Origin of the sequence: Prevotella fusca JCM 17724 (genome assembly GCF_001262015.1) — a bacterium.
Lineage (GTDB): Bacteria > Bacteroidota > Bacteroidia > Bacteroidales > Bacteroidaceae > Prevotella > Prevotella fusca.
Map to the genome: position 1 here is coordinate 944,457 of NZ_CP012074.1, position 19,902 is coordinate 964,358.

The 19,902-nt window shown below is 44.8% G+C and carries 16 protein-coding genes; 7 read left to right on the forward strand and 9 right to left on the reverse strand.

The window, feature by feature from the left end:
• Positions 1–7 precede the first annotated feature (7 nt).
• Complete coding sequence (locus ADJ77_RS03840) at positions 8–691, reverse strand: porin family protein (RefSeq protein WP_050696034.1); 684 nt, start codon at positions 689–691, stop codon at positions 8–10.
• Between the two features lie 742 nt (positions 692–1,433).
• On the opposite strand from ADJ77_RS03840, the gene ADJ77_RS03845 reads away from it, so the two are divergent.
• The 6 genes from ADJ77_RS03845 (at position 1,434) to folK (ending at position 5,900) form a co-directional block, all read left to right on the forward strand.
• Positions 1,434–2,312 carry a cell division protein FtsX gene (locus ADJ77_RS03845; protein WP_050696035.1) on the forward strand — a complete coding sequence of 293 codons (879 nt, stop codon included), beginning with the start codon at positions 1,434–1,436 and terminating at the stop codon, positions 2,310–2,312.
• A 150-nt stretch (positions 2,313–2,462) separates the two neighbouring features.
• Entirely contained in the window at positions 2,463–2,705 is a 243-nt protein-coding gene (locus tag ADJ77_RS03850; protein WP_025077596.1) for a DUF3098 domain-containing protein, read from the forward strand.
• On the forward strand, positions 2,705–3,565 hold the full coding sequence (locus tag ADJ77_RS03855; protein ID WP_050696036.1) for an undecaprenyl-diphosphate phosphatase: 861 nt from the start codon (positions 2,705–2,707) through the stop codon (positions 3,563–3,565). Before ADJ77_RS03850 ends, ADJ77_RS03855 begins: the two co-directional genes overlap by 1 nt.
• A gap of 21 nt (positions 3,566–3,586) precedes the next feature.
• Positions 3,587–4,285, forward strand: coding sequence for a tRNA pseudouridine(55) synthase TruB (truB, locus tag ADJ77_RS03860; protein ID WP_025077595.1), 699 nt, complete (start codon positions 3,587–3,589; stop codon positions 4,283–4,285).
• Between the two features lie 21 nt (positions 4,286–4,306).
• Complete coding sequence (locus ADJ77_RS03865; RefSeq protein ID WP_025077594.1) at positions 4,307–5,491, forward strand: S-adenosylmethionine:tRNA ribosyltransferase-isomerase; 1,185 nt, start codon at positions 4,307–4,309, stop codon at positions 5,489–5,491.
• Position 5,492: 1 nt separating this feature from the next.
• Positions 5,493–5,900: a 2-amino-4-hydroxy-6-hydroxymethyldihydropteridine diphosphokinase gene (folK, locus tag ADJ77_RS03870; RefSeq protein ID WP_025077593.1), complete on the forward strand. Its 408-nt coding sequence runs from the start codon at positions 5,493–5,495 to the stop codon at positions 5,898–5,900.
• A 152-nt stretch (positions 5,901–6,052) separates the two neighbouring features.
• On the opposite strand, the gene rpsO is transcribed toward folK, so the two are convergent.
• Positions 6,053–6,328: a 30S ribosomal protein S15 gene (rpsO, locus tag ADJ77_RS03875; RefSeq protein ID WP_025077592.1), complete on the reverse strand. Its 276-nt coding sequence runs from the start codon at positions 6,326–6,328 to the stop codon at positions 6,053–6,055.
• Between the two features lie 204 nt (positions 6,329–6,532).
• Here rpsO and typA point away from each other — a divergent pair, with 204 nt between their 5' ends.
• A complete protein-coding gene (gene typA, locus ADJ77_RS03880) occupies positions 6,533–8,335 on the forward strand; it encodes a translational GTPase TypA (protein ID WP_025077591.1) in 1,803 nt (600 codons plus the stop codon).
• A 1,050-nt stretch (positions 8,336–9,385) separates the two neighbouring features.
• On the opposite strand, the gene ADJ77_RS03885 is transcribed toward typA, so the two are convergent.
• The 7 genes from ADJ77_RS03885 to ADJ77_RS03915 form a co-directional block, all read right to left on the reverse strand.
• Entirely contained in the window at positions 9,386–10,168 is a 783-nt protein-coding gene (locus ADJ77_RS03885) for a radical SAM protein (protein WP_025077590.1), read from the reverse strand.
• A gap of 168 nt (positions 10,169–10,336) precedes the next feature.
• Positions 10,337–11,239, reverse strand: a complete 903-nt coding sequence (locus ADJ77_RS03890; RefSeq protein WP_025077589.1) for a hypothetical protein — start codon at positions 11,237–11,239, stop codon at positions 10,337–10,339.
• Positions 11,240–11,284: 45 nt separating this feature from the next.
• Complete coding sequence (locus ADJ77_RS03895; RefSeq protein ID WP_050696038.1) at positions 11,285–12,505, reverse strand: DUF1810 family protein; 1,221 nt, start codon at positions 12,503–12,505, stop codon at positions 11,285–11,287.
• A 206-nt stretch (positions 12,506–12,711) separates the two neighbouring features.
• A complete protein-coding gene (locus ADJ77_RS03900) occupies positions 12,712–13,566 on the reverse strand; it encodes a hypothetical protein (protein ID WP_154663383.1) in 855 nt (284 codons plus the stop codon).
• A 771-nt stretch (positions 13,567–14,337) separates the two neighbouring features.
• Entirely contained in the window at positions 14,338–15,120 is a 783-nt protein-coding gene (gene lpxA, locus ADJ77_RS03905; protein WP_025077586.1) for an acyl-ACP--UDP-N-acetylglucosamine O-acyltransferase, read from the reverse strand.
• A gap of 104 nt (positions 15,121–15,224) precedes the next feature.
• Positions 15,225–16,604 carry an efflux transporter outer membrane subunit gene (locus ADJ77_RS03910; protein WP_050696040.1) on the reverse strand — a complete coding sequence of 460 codons (1,380 nt, stop codon included), beginning with the start codon at positions 16,602–16,604 and terminating at the stop codon, positions 15,225–15,227.
• 20 nt (positions 16,605–16,624) lie between these two features.
• Positions 16,625–19,888, reverse strand: coding sequence for an efflux RND transporter permease subunit (locus ADJ77_RS03915; RefSeq protein WP_025077585.1), 3,264 nt, complete (start codon positions 19,886–19,888; stop codon positions 16,625–16,627).
• Positions 19,889–19,902: the final 14 nt, after the last annotated feature.

Sequence of the window (19,902 nt, forward strand, 5' to 3'; positions counted from 1 at the left end):
ACGGCTCTTAAAGGTTAAACTTATAGCCCACAGACACCTCAAGTATGCTGTTTCGGGATGAATCGCCGAACTTGGAAACATTGAAGACGCCCACATGGTACAGCGCACCTAACACGACATTCTCGTACTCATAACTGACACCAATAGGTATTGACAGTCCGAACTTACGAAATGCGTTTTTCACATCATAATCGAGTTCAAACTCTTGAAAGTTTGATTTCTTCCCATCTGCATCCACATCATACGTTTGATGTTCTTCATGATTATTGGCTTTTAACAAGAAGGTTGGTTCTATACCAGCATTGATTGAAAATCTCGGCGCCAGATAACTATGAGCCAAGACCGGCACTGCAATATAGTTCATTCGCATATAACGGTCATGAACAGCTTCACCCTTTCTTTCTTCATCCTTATATTTACAACCTGCCTGTACAAACGACACACCAGCAGAAATTCCAACAATATCTGAAGCCTTATACATCACATCTACTCCGCCTACAAAGCCTAACAACGAATGTGGCTTTATCTTCTCCAGCTCTCCATCAGCCAGTTCATAACTTGCAACACTACCCGTCATGGAAGACCTTGACACTCCGACATGCGGTGTCACTGACCATGCACCCGACTTGCTCTGTGCCATTACTGCCAATGTTGATGCAACCAACAATACAAGAACTACTATTCGTTTCATAGGTTTTACTATTTATTTTGTTAAAGATGATATATGTCAAACGTAACCTCTATGGATTTTATTGCAAGGCACACGCTGTTTGTGAGCATTTCATTATCAAAAGGCTATATTACGGATTAAACATAAAAGATTTGGGGGAATAAGTCTGCAATAAGTACATTAACAAACGTCCAAATATGTGGGCATAATTTAATCAGAACACAAACATACAACAACATTTATCCGGGCGCACTAATACTAAGAAAAATATTTACAAGAAATGGGATAAGAATCTGTTTCAAACATAAAAAGACACCACAAAGAACATGACCTGCAACTAACAGATTATCAAACGGTTGCAAAGCCATGCAATAAAAGGTGCTTAATTGGACTTCAAAAGGGCGTTAGTAACACTTCAAAAGGGCATCTTTTCAACCTCAATCAAGGCTTAATTAGAACCTTAAAGAGCATCTTTAATTTTCAAGCGTGACTTTTTTATTACAAAAACAAACGTTTTACACCCAATTCACCATAGCTTATCATAGACATGAAAAGAATTACAAGAAATTCCAATGAAGGCTTGGAGTAATACACCGCCTAACAGCCTTAACGCTATTAATCGCATCTGCCCCTCCTATCCTTCTGAAACAACCTGCCCAAAAGTTTCACCTTTTATCTCTAAATAAAGTATAAATTCTTTTGCCATTCTTTTATTTTGCAGTACCTTTGCATCAATTTCGGTGTATTATACCTTATTTCAGAAATGGCAAAAAAAAGAAACAAAGCCCGCAGTCATCACAGTCTGCAGGTTGTTACATTATGTATCAGTACGGCAATGGTGCTGATGCTGATTGGTATGGTTGTCCTTACAGGCTTCATCAGTCGCAATCTTAGTTCCTATGTAAAGGAGAATCTGACGATTACAATGATTCTCCAGCCCGATATGAATACGGAAGAAAGTACGGCACTCTGTCAGCGTGTGCGCACGTTACATTACATCAGCAGCCTGAACTTCGTAAGCAAGGAACAGGCTTTGAAGGAAGGAACACGTGAACTGGGAGCTAATCCTGCCGAGTTTGCCGGCGAGAACCCATTTACGGGTGAGATTGAAGTACAGCTGAAAGCCAACTATGCCAACAATGATTCTATACGGAATATTGTCAAAGAACTGCGCACCTATCGTGGCGTAAGCGACATCACTTACCCTCAGAGTCTGGTCGAGAGCGTGAACCACACGCTGGGCAAAATCAGTCTGGTACTGCTGGTAATTGCCGTTCTGCTCACCATCGTATCTTTCGCCTTGATCAACAACACCATCCGACTGAGCATTTATGCACGTCGCTTCTCAATCCATACGATGAAACTCGTCGGTGCATCATGGAGTTTCATCCGTGCGCCGTTCCTACGCCGTGCTGTTCTGGAAGGACTTGTCTCTGCCCTGCTGGCCATCGCCGTTCTGGGCATCGGAATGTGTTTCCTATATGATTATGAGCCAGACATCACAAAGGTGTTGTCATGGGAAGCGCTGGTTATCACGGCGGTTGTCATGCTGGCATTCGGTGTGATTATTGCCACCTTCTGTTCATGGCTGTCGGTAAACAAATTCCTGCGTATGAAGGCGGGCGACCTGTATAAGATATAATTTGGAAAATAAGAAAGTAAAAGAGTAAAAGGACCTTTGGGAAAGAAGATGGGTAAAAGTAAATCAACATGCCAAAATCAGTATCATGTCAAGTTCTTCAACTCCCTCTAACTCCTCAAAGCATCCCCCACAACTCCTCAAAAATATAATATGGACAAAAGAAATTTAGCTTTTGGTAAGACCAACTTTATCTTGTTGGCTATAGGTATTGCCGTTGTCATCATCGGCTTCATTCTTATGAGCGGTGGAACATCTACCGAGACAGTGTTCGACCCGAGCATCTTCAGTGCACGCCACATCAAGGTTGCACCAGTTGTCACTTTCATTGGTTTTATCTCAATCATCGGTGCCATTCTCTATAAACCGAAGGATACTAAAGAAGTGGAGGCATAATGACACTTCTACAAACCATTATCATCTCTATCGTTGAAGGACTGACAGAGTTCCTTCCCGTATCATCTACCGGTCACATGATTATCACGCAGAATCTTCTGGGTGTACCGCAAGGTGACGAGTTCGTACATGCTTTTACATTTATTATTCAGTTTGGCGCCATCCTCTCCGTGGTATGTCTGTATTGGAAGCGATTCTTCCATATTGACCACCCCCCCGTACCTGCTGATGAAAAAAGTACGTTCAAGAGGATTATTCATCCTGTGCGCTTCTACTGGCTGCTCTTCGTAGGAGTATTGCCAGCCGTAGTCATTGGCTTGGCTGCCAAGAAAAGCGGACTGCTTGACTGGCTGCTTGACTCTGTTTGGGTTGTAGCAATCATGCTTGTTGTGGGTGGAGTGTTCATGCTCTTCTGTGATAAAATATTCAATAAGGGAAAAGAAGAGAATCTGGTAACAGAAAAGCGTGCTTTCAGCATTGGTCTTTTCCAGTGTTTATCAGTTATTCCTGGCACGAGCCGTTCTATGGCAACCATCGTAGGTGGTATGGCTAACGGGCTTACACGCAGACGTGCAGCAGAATTCTCTTTCTTCCTTGCAGTACCGACAATGGCTGGTGCCACGTTGTTAGACCTGCTTGACCTACTGAAAGCTGACGGCTCATGGGCCTCTGCTCATAACCTGACAATGCTTGCCGTGGGCTGTGTCGTCTCATTCATCGTCGCATTGCTGGCAATGAAATGGTTTGTGAACTTCCTTGCCAAATATGGTTTCAAGTGGTTCGGTTGGTATCGTATCATCATCGGTATCATCATCATTGTGATGCTGCTCTTCGATGTACCACTGAATATGGTTGACTAATCTTACATACTTGTTGTCCTAATGAATTTCAAAGAAGGAGTAATCATCCCTATCGATAAGCCCTACGGAATTACCAGTTTCAAGGCATTGGCACACGTGCGATACCTTTGTACACAGGCAAATGACGGAAAAGTGAAGATTGGTCATGCAGGTACATTAGACCCATTGGCAACAGGAGTGCTCATCCTTGCTACGGGTAAAATGACCAAGCAGATTGAAATATTGCAGACACATACGAAGGAATATACCGCAACACTTCAGCTTGGAGCAACTACACCGAGTTATGATATGGAGCATGAAGTGAACGAAACATTCCCGACAGAACATATCACACGGGAACTGATAGACCAAACCTTACCACAGTTTGTGGGTGATATTGAGCAGATTCCGCCAACTTACAGTGCGGTAAAGGTTGATGGAAAACGTGCCTTCGACTATCGTAGGAAGGGAAAGGACGTGACACTGAAGCCCAAGAACATCCACATTGACGAGATAGAAGTATTAGACTTCGATGCGGAGAAGATGCAGCTGTCAATCCGTGTGGTCTGCGGTAAAGGAACTTACATACGGGCATTGGCACGCGATCTCGGGCGTGCTGTGAACAGTGGCGCATACCTTACGGCATTGCGCCGCACACGTGTTGGTGACGTACGAGTGGAGAACTGTGTCAACTATGACCAGTTTGAAGCGTGGCTCCAGCAACAGACAATAGAAAAATAACAAACTCCCCAATATATAAATATGAAGCTTTCACAGTTTAAATTCAACCTCCCGAAAGAGCAGGTAGCCCTGTATCCACATTCATCTGAGCGTGTGCTCACACGTACTGATGGCAGCACACAGACCTTCACCGTAACACGTCGTGACGAAGGTAGGCTGATGGTGCTGCACCGTAAGTCTGGAAAGATTGAGATGTTCAAGGGTGAAGTCAACGGTGAACCGAAGGAAGAGGATTACATCCGTTTCAAGGATGTGTTCAACTACTTCGACGAGGGTGACGCCTTTATCTTCAATGATACAAAGGTATTCCCGGCTCGTCTGTACGGAACAAAGGAGAAGACAGACGCCAAGATCGAGGTATTCCTGCTTCGTGAACTGAACCAGGAGATGCGTCTTTGGGACGTATTGGTTGAGCCTGCACGTAAGATTCGTATCGGCAACAAGCTCTTCTTTGATGAGTCTGGAACGATGGTAGCTGAGGTTATAGACAACACCACTTCTCGCGGGCGTACGCTTCGTTTCCTCTACGACTGTCCTCACGATGAGTTCAAGCGTGAATTGTTCGCACTGGGTGAGGCTCCATTGCCACGTTACATCATTGACAACCGCCCGAAGGAAGAAGGTGAAGAGTTTGCCCATGCAACAGCAGATGACATGGAACACTTCCAGTCAGTATTTGCAAAGAACGAGGGAGCAGTCTCTGCACCGGGTACAAACATCCACTTCTCTGAACACATGATGAAGATGATGGATATACGTGGAATCAAAAAAGCATTCATCACCTTGCACTGTGGCTTAGGCAACTTCCATGACATTGAAGTGGAAGACCTGACAAAGCACAAGATGGATTCAGAGGAAATGCACATCAATGCGGATGCCTGCCGCATTGCAAATGGTGCAAAGCAGGCCGGACATCGCCTCTGCGCTGTCGGTGCAAGTGTTGTGAAGGCAACTGAGACAGCTGTGGGCACAGATGGCATGCTGAAGGAATATGATGGGTGGACCAACGAGTTCATCTTCCCTCCTTACAACTTCGGCTTTGCTGACTCTATGCTGGTTAACTTCTATCATCCTTATTCAACATTGCTGATGGAGACAGCAGCCTTCGGTGGCTACGACCTTGTGATGGAAGCATACGATAAGGCTGTGGAGAACGGCTATATGTTTGGCTGCTTCGGTGATTCTCTGTTGATTCTCAACGATTAACATGCATACAGTTTACTTAGCTCTCGGCACGAACCTTGGTAACAGAAAGGCAATCATGCGTGAGACGATAGAACAAATAGAGAAAAAGATTGGCACAGTCCTGCGCCAATCTTCTTTTCATGAGACAGAACCTTGGGGGTTTAAGAGCCCCAACCTCTTCCTCAATGCCTGCGTATCAGTATCAACGGCTCTTGCTCCCCGACAATTACTGGAGGCAACACAAGCTATAGAACGTGAAATGGGAAGAGTTGACAAATCAGTCAATGCACAATATACTGACCGCATCATTGATATTGACATACTGCTTTATGATGACCTGAACGTCAATGAACCTGACCTTGCCATTCCCCACCCTTTAATGGAGAAACGTGAGTTTGTCATGATACCATTAAAGGAAATCAGAGAATAATCTTTGAGCAATCAGGTTTATTGGACTCATTAATCGTATTAGCTTATTGAGCTAATTAGGCTAATTTGACTAATAAGCTAACAAACATTACATCCAACAAGAAATCCCCGCCACCTTTCTTAGGTAGCGGGGATTTCTTATTTCTGCGAAGATTACTTGCGGAGACCCAAAGCCTTGATAATAGCACGATAACGTGTTACGTCACGGTCGTAGAGGTAATCGAGCAATGCACGACGCTTACCTACGAGGCGTGTCAATGAGCGAGTAGTAACATAGTCCTTGCGGTTCTTCTTTACGTGCTCGGTCAAGTGCTTGATACGATAAGAGAAAAGAGCAATCTGGCTCTCAGCTGAACCTGTATCAGTTGTGTTCTGTGCTTTACCGTACTGTGAGAAGATCTCTTCCTTCTTTGCCTTGTCTAAATACATGATGTTTGTTTTGATTAATGTGATTTGCAATTACATCTTTCCGTCGTTAGCCGCCTTAATCACAACGGGTTACGACATCAAATGCATCGGACTCTCCGAAAATGCTGTGCAAAGTTACAACTTTTTATTGGAACGACAAACGTTTTCCATTTTTTATTCGTAATTTTGCACCATAATTTAGCGTAAGCTTTTTAAGGTATTTAAATGCAAGATATTCGTAACATCGCAGTTATTGCGCACGTTGACCACGGCAAAACAACCTTGGTTGACAAGATGATGCTCGCTGGTAAACTTTTCCGTGACGGACAAGACAACAGCGGAGAGGTTCTCGACTCTAATGATTTGGAGCGTGAACGAGGGATAACAATTCTGAGTAAGAATGTAAGTATCAACTGGAAAGGAGTAAAAATCAATATTCTCGACACACCGGGCCACTCTGACTTCGGTGGTGAGGTTGAGCGTGTACTGAACATGGCAGACGGCTGCCTGCTGCTCGTAGACGCTTTCGAAGGTCCTATGCCGCAGACCCGTTTTGTGCTACAGAAGGCTTTGCAGCTCGGATTGAAGCCCGTTGTTGTCATCAACAAGGTGGACAAACCTAACTGTCGCCCAGAGGAAGTATATGAGATGGTATTCGACCTTATGTGCGACCTCAACGCTACAGAAGACCAGCTGAACTTCCCAGTTGTCTATGGTTCGGCAAAGAACGGCTGGATGAGTGAGGACTGGAAGGCACAGACTGACAACATTGACTACCTGCTCGACCTTATCCTCGAGACGATTCCAGCCCCTAAACAGCTTGAGGGAACGCCACAGATGCTGATTACATCTTTGGATTATTCAAGCTATACAGGACGTATTGCTGTCGGTCGTGTACACCGTGGAACTTTGAAGGATGGGCAGAACATCACCATCTGTCATCGTGACGGAACACAGGAACGCACTAAAATAAAGGAGCTCCACACCTTTGAAGGCATGGGACACAAGAAGACCGACCATGTTGACTCTGGTGACATCTGTGCTGTAATCGGTCTGGAGAAGTTTGAAATCGGTGATACCATTGCCGACTTCGAGAACCCGGAACCATTGCCACCAATCGCTGTGGACGAGCCTACGATGAGCATGCTCTTCACCATCAACGACTCTCCTTTCTTCGGAAAGGAAGGAAAGTTCTGCACTTCCCGCCATATCAGCGACCGCCTGAGCAAGGAACTTGAGAAGAACCTTGCACTGCGTGTCTGCCAGATGGAGGACTCAATGGACAAGTGGATTGTCAGTGGTCGTGGTGTGCTCCACCTCTCCGTCCTCATCGAGACAATGCGCCGTGAGGGCTATGAACTGCAGGTGGGACAGCCACAGGTTATCTATAAGGAGATTGACGGTCAGAAGTGCGAACCTATCGAGGAGTTGACAATCAATGTACCGACAGACTTCTCAAGCAAGATGATTGACATGGTGACCCGTCGCAAGGGCGACCTGCTCGGCATGGATGCAGAGGGCGACCGTGTGAATATCACGTTTGAAATCCCGTCACGTGGCATCATCGGCTTGCGTACCAACGTACTGACAGCCAGCCAGGGAGAGGCAATCATGGCACACCGTTTCAAGGATTATCAGCCATTCAAGGGCGAAATTGTACGCCGCACCAATGGTTCAATGATTGCCCTGGAAGCTGGTACAGCCTACGCATACGCCATCGACAAGCTGCAGGACCGTGGTAAGTTCTTCATTGATGCAGGTGAGGAAGTCTATGGCGGACAGGTTGTGGGCGAGCACGTTCACGACAACGACCTTGTTATCAACGTTACCAAGGCAAAGCAGCTGACTAATGTTCGTGCATCCGGCTCTGACGAAAAGGCACGCGTCATCCCTAAGACTGAGATGAGTCTTGAGGAATGTCTCGAGTATATTAAGGGCAACGAATATGTTGAGGTAACACCGAAGAATATCCGTATGCGCAAGATTACACTTGACCACTTGGAGCGCAAGCGTGAAAGCAAGGATTAAATATCCTACAAACCATAAGTCAAAGAGGCGGCAATCCATTGTGGACTGCCGCCTCTTTCCGTTTAAGTACAATGTAACCGTGAAAGTGTTTGGGACATAGCAACAAAGGAACTTATACTACACGGTAATAGAATAAGCTCTACGGTCATACACACACTTGATTATCTCCTCGCCTCGTTCTATATCAAGCCACATGTATCGTTATCATTAAGCGCAATTGGTCATTAAAACATTTGGAACTCACATCTCACACAATCCTTTGTTATTACTTGACAATAAAGCATACATCTATCACCGTGTAAACACATGTAGAATCTTTCAAGCATCTGAAAACGATTCGTAAACAAGAGAATTTGAAACCGTGAAATATCTTTACATAAGACACCCCAAAAGATTGGTTCTTCCGTTAAATGCATAGATTGGAAACAGAATAAAGGCTTATACACCTGTATGGTATGACTGCCCAAAATCAGACGGTCTCACATAGGGGATAGGCTTACAAGATAAAATGCAAAAAGGCAAACGGATACCATGTCCTTCCGTCTTCTTCAAACAACTTATTCCCGTATCAGCCAATGTTTGTAAATTATTTTCATGCAGTTCAAAGCTAACACATGGTCTCTTGGCTTCTAAAAGACGCCCAATTGGCTTGCAATAGATGCCCTTTTGAGGTCTAACTGACGCCCTTTTGAAGTCCAATTAAGCACCTTTTCTTGCACCACCTTATAACTAACTGATTTACTGTTGGTTGCAAACTTGCTTTTTACACGTATTCTTGCCTTTATCTGTAGATATTTTATCCGAAATTATGTCATGATTTTTCAATCTGTTGCCTGCGGTGTTTCAATGTATTGATATGAAAAGGTTTTCTGCACCGGAAACAAATGATGAACGTTGTGCCCTGATGCACCGATGTGGACTAAACACTTCTAAGTGGAAGTTAACCCTCATATCCTCTTTAGCGAATTCAATTCATGGAAATAAATTCAGATATGACAAATGAACATGGTTTCCTTTTCCTATCATTAGACTACACCAGTAACAAATTAATTAATACGATGCGGTGCAGGGAATACCTAATGCTATGACACGGTCACGGATGGCATCCAGCTCTTCACGTGTTGCCTTTTTCAGATGCTGGTCAGGAGTCTCACGGTCGATGGTGTAAATCATCACCTCACGTGGGCCTATCTCTTTGACAGCCTCAAGCCACGGTGCAACAAAGGTTTCAGACGTATTGTCAACATCCAAGCCATCTTCAGTTGTCCCCTTCAGAAACATTGTCTGGACAATGGCCTGCCCATTGAAAGCCTTGATATCAGCAATAATGCGGTTCACGTTATATGAAGGCTGTGTGGGACGGTCTACCTTGTTGATGTAGTCGGCATTGATGGTATCAAGTTTCAGTATATTGTTATCCACCTTTGATAACGCCTCGTGAATCTTCGGGCGGTGGATGAACGTAGAGTTACTGAGAACGGAAATCTTAGCCTCCGGGCAATACTTGTTGCGAAGGCGGATGGTATCATCAATGATTTCAGCAAAGTGAGGATGTGAGGTTGGTTCTCCATTCCCCGCAAACGTCAGCACATCGGGATGAATGTTATCCTTCTGCATTTCTTTCAGTTTGGCTTCCAAAGCCTCCGCAACACGTTCACGGCTTGGATGGGGCGTCTTTGTGCGATGGTCTTTATTGAATCCACATTCGCAGTATATGCAGTCAAAGGTGCATATCTTACCGTCTGACGGCATGAGGTTGATTCCTAATGATATGCCTAAGCGGCGGCTGTGAATGGGACCGAAGATAGGAGAAGGATAGATTATCGTACTCATTGAATATGTATTTATAAACAGTTTATTTCGCTGGTTGTTACTTCAGGAACTACGGATGCAACACGTTACCTGCCCGGTTTCACCCCTGTTCCTTCATTCTTGTTACAACAAAGGTACATATTTTATTGAATATAATGTAGTTTCCTGTTACTTTTACTCGGCTTCCTGTTATCTCAGACAATCAATCTCATCATGCGGAAGATTCAATCCTCCTAATTTTACTCCTGCTGTAGAATAAACATTAATAGAAGGAGCAAGGTAGCTTCTGCTAAAAATATCCGCATCTTTTGGCTTCGGGAGATCTTTACTTGCTGTGACAGTAGCCGTCGTCAGTATCATTCGTTTTGTCAGACCTTGCTCTGCTGACATAAGAACACTGTCGTTCATTCTCAAGAATCCAACGAATTGTTCTTCAAGAACTTTATGCTTATGTATAGCAGGATTAATAATAACCGTTAAAGGAATAGCATGTGGCGTACCTCCTCTATCTCTACAGGACAAGACTACAACAGGTTCTGCCTTCTTTACACGAAACGTGCCTTTTACCCCCGTCTTGGAAGTATATGGCTTGTTATAGGTTTTTATATCATAATCCCAGTAAATGTCATCTACCTGCATTTCCGCATACTTATCTACATGATGGGAGAATATCTTGGTCAACACCTTTGCAGACTTATCAAACATATAGATATTATAATATTCCCCGAAATCATCCTCATCCGAGCCTGCTATGGGTTGGATAAAGAAATAGTATACCCCGAAAGGCTGATCTTCTGACTGCAGGCTACTCATTATGAGGTAGTTCCGTTTCTTCTCAAGACTTAACTGTGCATAAGGAATATTGTAATCACTGTACGCTGCGGGGTAAGCGTCCTGGGGTAAGCCATAAGCATAGAACTCAGAGAGTGGGTCTGTATTCCCTACCTTGGTTTCACATCCTGCTTGTGTTTTACCTGTGTTTGCGGCCTGCATATAATGACAAGATAATATCATCATGGCAATTAATGCTAAAGCCCTTCCTTTCAGTCCTGACACAGACTGGCATGCGTAAATAATCTTCTTACAATACATAACATCTATTTATATTATTAGAATCAGTTGTTAAAGATGAAACACCTACACGTTTTGACCTATCTCCCGAAGTGTCCTCTCATCCTTATTTCCATGATAAAAGGCATCAAGGACCTTACCAAAAACATCATTTGGTCTGACTGCATCGAAGAGCGTCATTGACGACCTGAGCTTCATAGCATCTACATGGCTGCCCATTACCGTTTCAACTTCCCCGTCGGCATGTGCTAATACTGCATTGGAAATCTCATATAACCGCTCGTTCAAGACAGGACATGCAAGATAAGTCCGGGCTTCTTCCATATCCGCCAAGCCGTAATACTGCGCATAAACGCTACGTCCGAGTCCTTTCAGTTGCGGGAAGACATACCATATCCAATGCGTCGTTTTATGTCCCCGCCTCATCTCTTCCAGTGCTTGCTGATAGGCATTGCCCGCATTCTGCGCCTCGATGAAACGTTCTATGTCGAAAGGATCGGCAGCCCGACAGCCCATCATCTCCTCAAAGTCATTGAGGATGGCACGCAATCCAGGTGTAAGAAGGGCATAACAACAGGTAGCAAGTTTCCTCGGAACACCATAGAAGGCTTGCGCAATACTCCCAGCCATCGCCGCTATCGTATCCGAATCGCCACCCAAGGAAACCGCAAGCCGGATCGCATCTTCAAAGCCTTCACTTTCCAGAAAGGAGAGGATAGCCTGCGGAACAGTCTTCTGACAGGTCATATCGTAGACGTAAGTAGGACGAATATCATCCAGCTGCAGGTTCAAGTCATACTGGAAATTTTCCTCCACATAGGTTTTTATCTCCTCTTTTGATGCTCCTGCCCGTGCAAGATAAATCGCTGATGCAACTGCCCTTGCGCCTTTAATGCCTTCAGGATGATTATGCGTAACCTCTGCAGAGATCGTCGCTAACGTCAAAGCCTCATCAAGACTATGTGCATAGAAAGCCACGGGACTCACCCTCATAGCCGAACCGTTCCCACAACTATTGTAGGGTTCAGGCTTCTGATTATACAGCCACCGCATAAAGCTCCCACCATATCCTGCCGTCGGATACTGTCTGCCCAAGGTCTGCATTCGCAGCACAAGTCCTTCTTTACTGTGCTCCTTATCTACTGTAAGCCATTCTGCCACAGCCAATGTCATTACGGTGTCGTCTGTGAACTTACTCTTCGGCGTAAACAGATGAAAGTCTTTCTTCTTTGTATTATTGAACTCATACGCCGAGCCTACGATGTCACCGATGATTGCTCCTAACATAAATTAGTCATTTTGAAGGTTGAAAATCAAACATATAGAAGATGCTGTTTCCTCATAGATCTTATCTTTTAGAATCCGCCCCACTTCCATCCCGCACTGTTTTTGGTCACTCCTTTCAGGACTTTGCATATCAGAGGTTAAGTGCCATCGTAGACTCTGTATACAGCAGCAGAACCAATAGTGTGTCTCCTTTCGACTAAGGTAAATTACTTTAAGTCAAACGGATTCTTACCACCATCCTGCTTATCAGAATGATTCAAAGGCATAAGAGCTTCCTGTAGTGTCATGACCCGACCAGTTTCAACAATCTCACCATCAGTATTGCAGATAACTCGCTGACACTTCGCACTTACCAATGTTTCACCATCGAACACCATATCTACATTTCTGTAATAAGAGAAGGTGCTGGCACTCTCTATTGTCACTTTTCTCAATGGATCCACATCAAAATCCTCCGTCCATATCCGCTCGCTATAAGTATTTCCTCCTTTACCTGTCAATTGTCTGGATCCCGTCAGGGAATAAGTACTCTTAACCAGAGCAATTTCCTTCTTCTTTGCCTTGCTCTTTCCCAAAGGAAATATCGTTATAGAACCTTTAATAGTTCCGTCTTCTCCAGTAGGCAGGCTGACAAGCATCTTTTCATCACGCATAATGACATCCTCAACGAATGCTGCATCTGCCAACACACCATCTTCACAATACCACGCATAGCCTTTCGTTATACGTACATTACCAGACTTTGAGGACGGCGACTTATCAACGAAGACACAATTATCATCAGACAACACTGTCGTCTTACCACTTGCAACATCATATACCCCAAGAGTATAGAGCGAACGCGCACCAACGTCTGACGTTTTCTTTTGCAGATGTTTCTTCTTATAGATTATCCACCGCTGTCCTTCAGAATAATCCAACACTTCACCACCCTGCCTCACTATCTTGTCGCAGGACTTGCTCAGCTGGTTCTTATTCTGTGCAGAACAAATCATCGGAACACTCACGATTAAGCCAAAAGCAACCAGAACGTATCTGGTTATAAACCTCTTTAAGTTCATACTATTAAATCAAGTAAGTTATTATTTTAAGTTTCTTCTTTGAGCAAATAGATTGTTCATGTATATCTGGGACAAAGATATATTGATTTTTGTATATTACAAACTTTTTAGACAACTTATTCTATAACAAGCTGTTTTTATACTCTAAAGACCGAAACTCCTCATTTTAATACAGTATTTATGCTATAAACGAGGTGAATACGATAGAATTACATGATTAAACATTAGAACTACAGATTAATTATGACAGAAAGAACCATCAACTATTTCGCAACATATTGAAAAAACATGACATAATTACGGATAAAATATATACAGATAAAGGCAAAAACACGCATAAAAAGCAAGTTCGCAACCAGCAGTAAATCAGTTAGTTATAAGGTAGTGCAAGAAAAGGTGCTTAATTGGACTTCAAAAGGGCGTTAGTTAGACCTCAAAAGGGCATCTATTGCAAGTCAATTGGGCGTCTTTTAGAAGCCAAAAGACCATGTGTTAGCTTTGAACTGCATGAAAATAATTTACAAACGTTGGCTGATACGGGAATAAGTTGTTTGAAGAAGACGGAAGGACATGGTATCCGTTTGCTTTTTTGCATTTTATCTTGTGATCTATCCCCTATGTGAGACCATCTGATTTTGGGCAGTCATACCATACAGGTGTATAACCCTTTTATCCTGTTTCCAATCTACGCTTTTAATAGAAGAACCATAAAAAAGGAGAGCCAACCTCACGGCTGTCTCTCCCCATCATCATAAATTTATAGGTATGAATTTACAATTTGCTGATGATTCCTTCTTCTGTACTACGCAAGAAATCAACGATGTTACGGATTTCGGGCGAAGCAGGCACCTGCTGTTCTATCTGTATGCAGGCATCAAAGACTGATGTCTGACCATGGAACAACAGACGATAGGCATTGGCAATGTGTTTCAGAATCTTCTCATCAGCACCTGCCCTTTTGCCAACAGTAGTGTTTACACCGTGATAACCGACAGGCGAACCACCTGCTATGATATAGGGAGGAACGTCCTTTGAGAAGGTTGTACCAGCCTGCACCACAGCATACTCACCTACACGGGTGTTGCCTTTCTCAACAACATTAGATGAGATAAGTGCACCCGTACCAATCCTGCAGTCACCTGCAATCTTTGCTCCATAACCAAAGACACAACGGTCACCGACAACGGTGTCGTGGCTGATATGTGCACCCTCCATGAGGAAGTTGTTTGAACCGAGAACCGTCTTGCAGCCACGGTGTGTAGCACGGTTGATGACCACATTCTCCCGGATGATATTATTGTCACCCATGACCATCTCGCTCTTCTCACCCACAAAATCGAAATCCTGTGGTAAGGCAGCAAGTACTGCCCCCTGATGAATCTTGTTACCGTTACCCATCCGTGTACCGTTCAAGATGCTCACGAAGGGGAAGATGACACAGTTGTCACCGATGACAACATCATCCTCTATATATACGAACGGGAATATCGTACAGCCGTCTCCAATCTTTGCCTTTGGAGAAATCTCGGCTTTTGGACTGATTACGCTACTCATAATCTTGAATGTTTAATTTTGACAGTACTTACCGACAACACCTTGGAATACCAGAACAGCTTGCCGGTAATCATAATCTTAAATTATGAACTTTGAATGATGAACTACTTTGCACCTCCACCCAGAGCTTTATACAGGTTGACAATCGACTGAAGTTTCGTAAATTGTTCCTTTACCTGTGAAATCTCGGCATTGAGCAGATTCTGCTGTGCGGTAATGACCTCAAGATAAGTGCTTGAACTCTGTGTATAGAGCATCTGTGTATGCTCAACATTCTTCTTCAAGACATCAATCTGTTGCTTACGCAACTGTTCCTTCTCATCGGCAGCATTGTAGGCAACAAGTGCGTTGCTCACCTCTGCCCCTGCCTTGAGAATGCTGTTCTGCCACGTGTTATATGCCTGCTTGTACTTATCTTCAGCAACACGCAAGCCTGCTTTCAGCTGACCACGCATGAAGATAGGCTGGGTAAGACTCCCCACAACACTCAAAAGCAGTTTGCCCGGATTCACCATACCACCGCTGTTGGTCCATGCGCCAGTCGGCGAAATGGTCATTGCAGGATAGAAACGGCTGCGTGCAGTCTGGATGTTATAGAAACACTGCGCCAAAGCCATCTCGTTGGCATGTACATCAGCACGATTGCTCAACAGCTGTACACCGATACCACCTGCGAAGCTGGCAGGCAGACTCTGGTTATCAAGACTGCCACGTGCAATTGCCTGAGCCGGCTCTCCAAGGAGCAAACTGAGCGAATTCTCTGTCTCACGAATCTGACGACGAATGTCAGCAGCCTGCGTCTGAACACTGTAGTAAGCAGCCTCAGCACTCTGCACGCTCGTTGAACGTGCACGTCCGAACTCCATCTGGAGCTTCATCATATCCCAGGTATTCTTGGTCAGACCAGACATGCCATCAACTATCTGCTTCTGACGGTCGAGCATCAAGAGGGTGTAATAAAGATTGGCAACACCACTGACAAGCGTCGTCTGCGTATAAACCTTATAATCCTGTGTCTGCATCATCACCATCTGGGCAGCCCTCTTTGATGAACGAAGTTTACCAAAGAGGTCTACTTCCCAGCTTGCCGAGATGGGAAGTGTGTAAGACTGGGTTGATGATGTGTGTGTGCCAAAATGGGAAATAGTACCCGTCGGTGCAAACACTACTGACGGCAGGAACGACAGTTTGGCAGCCTTGACCTGCTGCTCGGCGATGTCAACATTCAGAGCAGCATTGAGCAAGTCCGGGTTATTATTAAGTGCCTTCTCAATGAGTACCTGCAGATGCGGGTCAGTGAAGACACTGCGCCACGGCAGATTCCCGAAGTCGTTGGCACCCTCAAGCGTTGCCTTGTCGTCAACAGGGTCACGCACAACACCGTTCGTCTTCACATCGGGACGTTTGTAAGTACCATAGAGACTCTTACAGCCTGTCAGTGACAAGGCTGCAAGAGCTATGATGATTATATTTGTTTTCTTCATTGTTATTCCTTTATTAGTGTCTACTCTTCTATCTTATAATCAACAGCCGGACCTTTTGAGAACTGTTCAAGTTCCTTGATAACGTCACGGCTTGCCTCATCCTCGAAGACGAGAGGCTTGATGCGCTCCTGTAAGTACTGGAAGAAAGCAAACAGAGCCGGTACAATGAACACCTGACAGAGTGTACCTATCAACATTCCGCCTACAGCTGCTGCACCCAGTGTCTGGTTACCGTTATGACCTACACCACTTGCAAACATCAATGGCAACAAACCGATAACCATCGCAAGAGAGGTCATAAGGATAGGACGGAGACGGGCACCGGCACCCAAGATGGCAGCATACTTGATAGCCATACCCGTACGGCGACGCTCAAGAGCAAACTCAACGATAAGGATGGCATTCTTTGCCAACAGACCAATCAACATAATCAGAGAGATCTGCATGTAGATATCGTTACTATGTCCGAAGATTAATGTGAAGAGGAATGCTCCAGCCAGACCGAACGGAATAGAGAGGATTACAGCCAGCGGAAGGATGTAACTCTCATACTGGGCACTCAGAATCAAGTAGACGAATACGATACAAAGCACGAATATCATCGCTGTTGAGTTGGATGATTCACGCTCCGAACGGGTCAGACCTGAGAACTCGTAACCATATCCCTGTGGCAAAACCTGCTTTGCCACTTCCTCAGCAGCCTGAATAGCCTGACCTGAAGAATAACCATCGGCAGGTGTTGCACTGATGGAGATAGAGGTGAAGAGGTTGAAACGGGTAATATTCGCCGGTCCGTAGACACGCTTCAATGTACAGAACTCACTTACAGGCGACATTCCTCCGGCAGTTCTTACATAGATATTGCTCAGTCCAGCCTCGCTCATACGGCTCTCAACTGTACCTTGAATCATGACACGGAAGAGCTTACCATAGGCATTGAAGTTGGATGCGTACATTCCTCCGTAGTATCCCTGCAACACGGAAAGGATTGCAGCAGGTGATGTTCCAGCCTGCTTTGCCTTTGCTACATCAACATCAACCATATACTGTGGATAGTTAGGATTGTAAGTAGTAAGTGCACGGCTGAACTCCGGACGCTTGTTCAATGCTGCCAGATAGTCCTGTGCCACCTTATAGAACTTATTGAGGTCGCCACCCGTCTTATCCTGCAAGACAAAGGATACACCATTTGACAGACCATAACCAGGAATCATCGGTGGACCGAAAGCAATAATCTGTGCCCCCTTGATACTTGATGTCTGCTTGTAAATCATACCCAAGACCATATTGGATGAAGTAGGGTCAATGAACAGACCAGCAATACCTGCACCGTTGAATACAGACTTTATACGGTCAAACAAGCCATATTCACGCTCGGCAAACGGCTTCAGCTTGATAATAAAGGTTGACTGGTTTGAACCCTGTCCTGCCATGAAGTTATAACCTACAATCTGCTCACGGCGTTCAATGTATGGATTGCTTGCCAGCATTCTGTCAATCTGGTCAGTCACCTTCTGTGTCTCCACCTGTGATGTACCCGGTGGCAGACTGATCATGGCAAACAATGTACCCGTATCCTCGTTCGGGACAAGACCAGTCTTGGTGAAAGTCATCGTCAATACGAGGGCTATGACACCCAAAACCACAGACACACCAGATATCCAACGATGATTGATAACCTTGTCTACAATCTTCTGGTACTTGCTGTTAATCTTATCATACTGTGTATTGAAAGCCATGTGGAAGCGGTCAACACGTGAAAGTTTCTTATGTTCCTCATCCTTACCATGCGGTTTGAGGAAGATAGCGCAGAGTGCCGGAGACAGTGTCAAGGCATTCAACGCAGAGATAACGATAGACACAGCCATCGTCACACCGAACTCACGATAGAACGTACCAGAAGTTCCACCGATGAATGATACGGGAACGAACACGGCTGACATCACCAAGGTAATGGAGATAATAGCACCAGAGATTTCGTTCATCGCATCTATAGCAGCAGTCATGGCACTCTTATAGCCCAAGTCGAGCTTGGCATGAACAGCCTCAACTACCACAATCGCATCATCGACTACAATCGCAATCGCCAACAGCAATGCCGAAAGTGTCAGCAGGTTGATGGAGAATCCGAATACCCAGAGGAAGAAGAACGTACCTATCAAAGCCACAGGAACGGCTATCATAGGGATAAGTGTTGAGCGGAAGTCCTGCAAAAAGACATACACAACGAAGAACACCAGCAAAAGGGTAATAAACAATGTAAAGACGACCTCTTCAATAGATGCAAAGAGGAACTCTGTTACATCCTGCTCTATGGTAACCTTCATGCCCGGCGGCATCTGCTTCTGTGCTTCTGCCAGAGCAACCTTGACGTCATCAGCAATCTGCGTAGCATTTGAACCTGCGACCTGGTTTACCATACCAATAACAGCCGGGCGGTTGTTATTCTTCATAGAAACAGAATACTGCAGACCACCTAACTCTATCTTAGCCACATCGCGCAAGTGGACTGTCTGACCATTCGTATTGCTTGAAATAATGATATTGCCATACTCCTCAGGCGTCTTCAGACGTCCTTTATAGCGCATGGTGTATTCAAACTTGAGGTTGCTCTGCTCACCGAACGAACCTGGTGCAGCCTCGATGTTCTGCTCAGCCAGAGCCCCGGAGATGTCAGACGGCACGAGTTTATGCTGCTTCATCTTATCCGGGTACAGCCAGACACGCATGGAGTAGCTCTTCATACCAGGTGTCTGTACGTCACCCACACCATTGACACGTTTCAACATCGGCACGATATTGATATTGTTATAGTTCGTAAGGAACTCATCATCGTATCGCCCGTCATCCGTAGTCAACGAATACATGACAACGTTTGAGCTCTGACGCTTCGACACCGTCACACCCACACGTGTCACTTCAGCCGGCAGCAGCGCCTGTGCCTGTGACACACGGTTCTGCACGTTCACAGCTGCCATGTTCGGGTCAGCTCCCTGTTTGAAGTAAACAGTAATCATTGCCATACCGGCATTGGTTGCCGTGGACTCCATATAGGTCATGTTCTCAACACCATTGATACTTTCCTCCAATGGTGTAATAACCGAATTCAAAACAGTCTGTGCATCAGCTCCCTGATAAAATGTTGATATAGAAATCGTAGGAGGTGCAATATTCGGATACTGTTCAATAGGCAGTGACACCAATCCTATCACACCCAGAAGTACGAAGAAGATTGATATAACCGTTGACAATACCGGTCGCTTGATAAATCTCGTAAATGTCATAATACCTGATTGTT

Bases quoted from the DNA above. Each gene is read 5' to 3' on its own strand.
- ADJ77_RS03840 (WP_050696034.1), bottom strand. From the start codon at position 691: ATGAAACGAATAGTAGTTCTTGTATTGTTGGTTGCATCAACATTGGCA.
- ADJ77_RS03845 (WP_050696035.1), top strand. From the start codon at position 1,434: ATGGCAAAAAAAAGAAACAAAGCCCGCAGTCATCACAGTCTGCAGGTT.
- ADJ77_RS03850 (WP_025077596.1), top strand. From the start codon at position 2,463: ATGGACAAAAGAAATTTAGCTTTTGGTAAGACCAACTTTATCTTGTTG.
- ADJ77_RS03855 (WP_050696036.1), top strand. From the start codon at position 2,705: ATGACACTTCTACAAACCATTATCATCTCTATCGTTGAAGGACTGACA.
- truB (WP_025077595.1), top strand. From the start codon at position 3,587: ATGAATTTCAAAGAAGGAGTAATCATCCCTATCGATAAGCCCTACGGA.
- ADJ77_RS03865 (WP_025077594.1), top strand. From the start codon at position 4,307: ATGAAGCTTTCACAGTTTAAATTCAACCTCCCGAAAGAGCAGGTAGCC.
- folK (WP_025077593.1), top strand. From the start codon at position 5,493: ATGCATACAGTTTACTTAGCTCTCGGCACGAACCTTGGTAACAGAAAG.
- rpsO (WP_025077592.1), bottom strand. From the start codon at position 6,328: ATGTATTTAGACAAGGCAAAGAAGGAAGAGATCTTCTCACAGTACGGT.
- typA (WP_025077591.1), top strand. From the start codon at position 6,533: ATGCAAGATATTCGTAACATCGCAGTTATTGCGCACGTTGACCACGGC.
- ADJ77_RS03885 (WP_025077590.1), bottom strand. From the start codon at position 10,168: ATGAGTACGATAATCTATCCTTCTCCTATCTTCGGTCCCATTCACAGC.
- ADJ77_RS03890 (WP_025077589.1), bottom strand. From the start codon at position 11,239: ATGTATTGTAAGAAGATTATTTACGCATGCCAGTCTGTGTCAGGACTG.
- ADJ77_RS03895 (WP_050696038.1), bottom strand. From the start codon at position 12,505: ATGTTAGGAGCAATCATCGGTGACATCGTAGGCTCGGCGTATGAGTTC.
- ADJ77_RS03900 (WP_154663383.1), bottom strand. From the start codon at position 13,566: ATGAACTTAAAGAGGTTTATAACCAGATACGTTCTGGTTGCTTTTGGC.
- lpxA (WP_025077586.1), bottom strand. From the start codon at position 15,120: ATGAGTAGCGTAATCAGTCCAAAAGCCGAGATTTCTCCAAAGGCAAAG.
- ADJ77_RS03910 (WP_050696040.1), bottom strand. From the start codon at position 16,604: ATGAAGAAAACAAATATAATCATCATAGCTCTTGCAGCCTTGTCACTG.
- ADJ77_RS03915 (WP_025077585.1), bottom strand. From the start codon at position 19,888: ATGACATTTACGAGATTTATCAAGCGACCGGTATTGTCAACGGTTATA.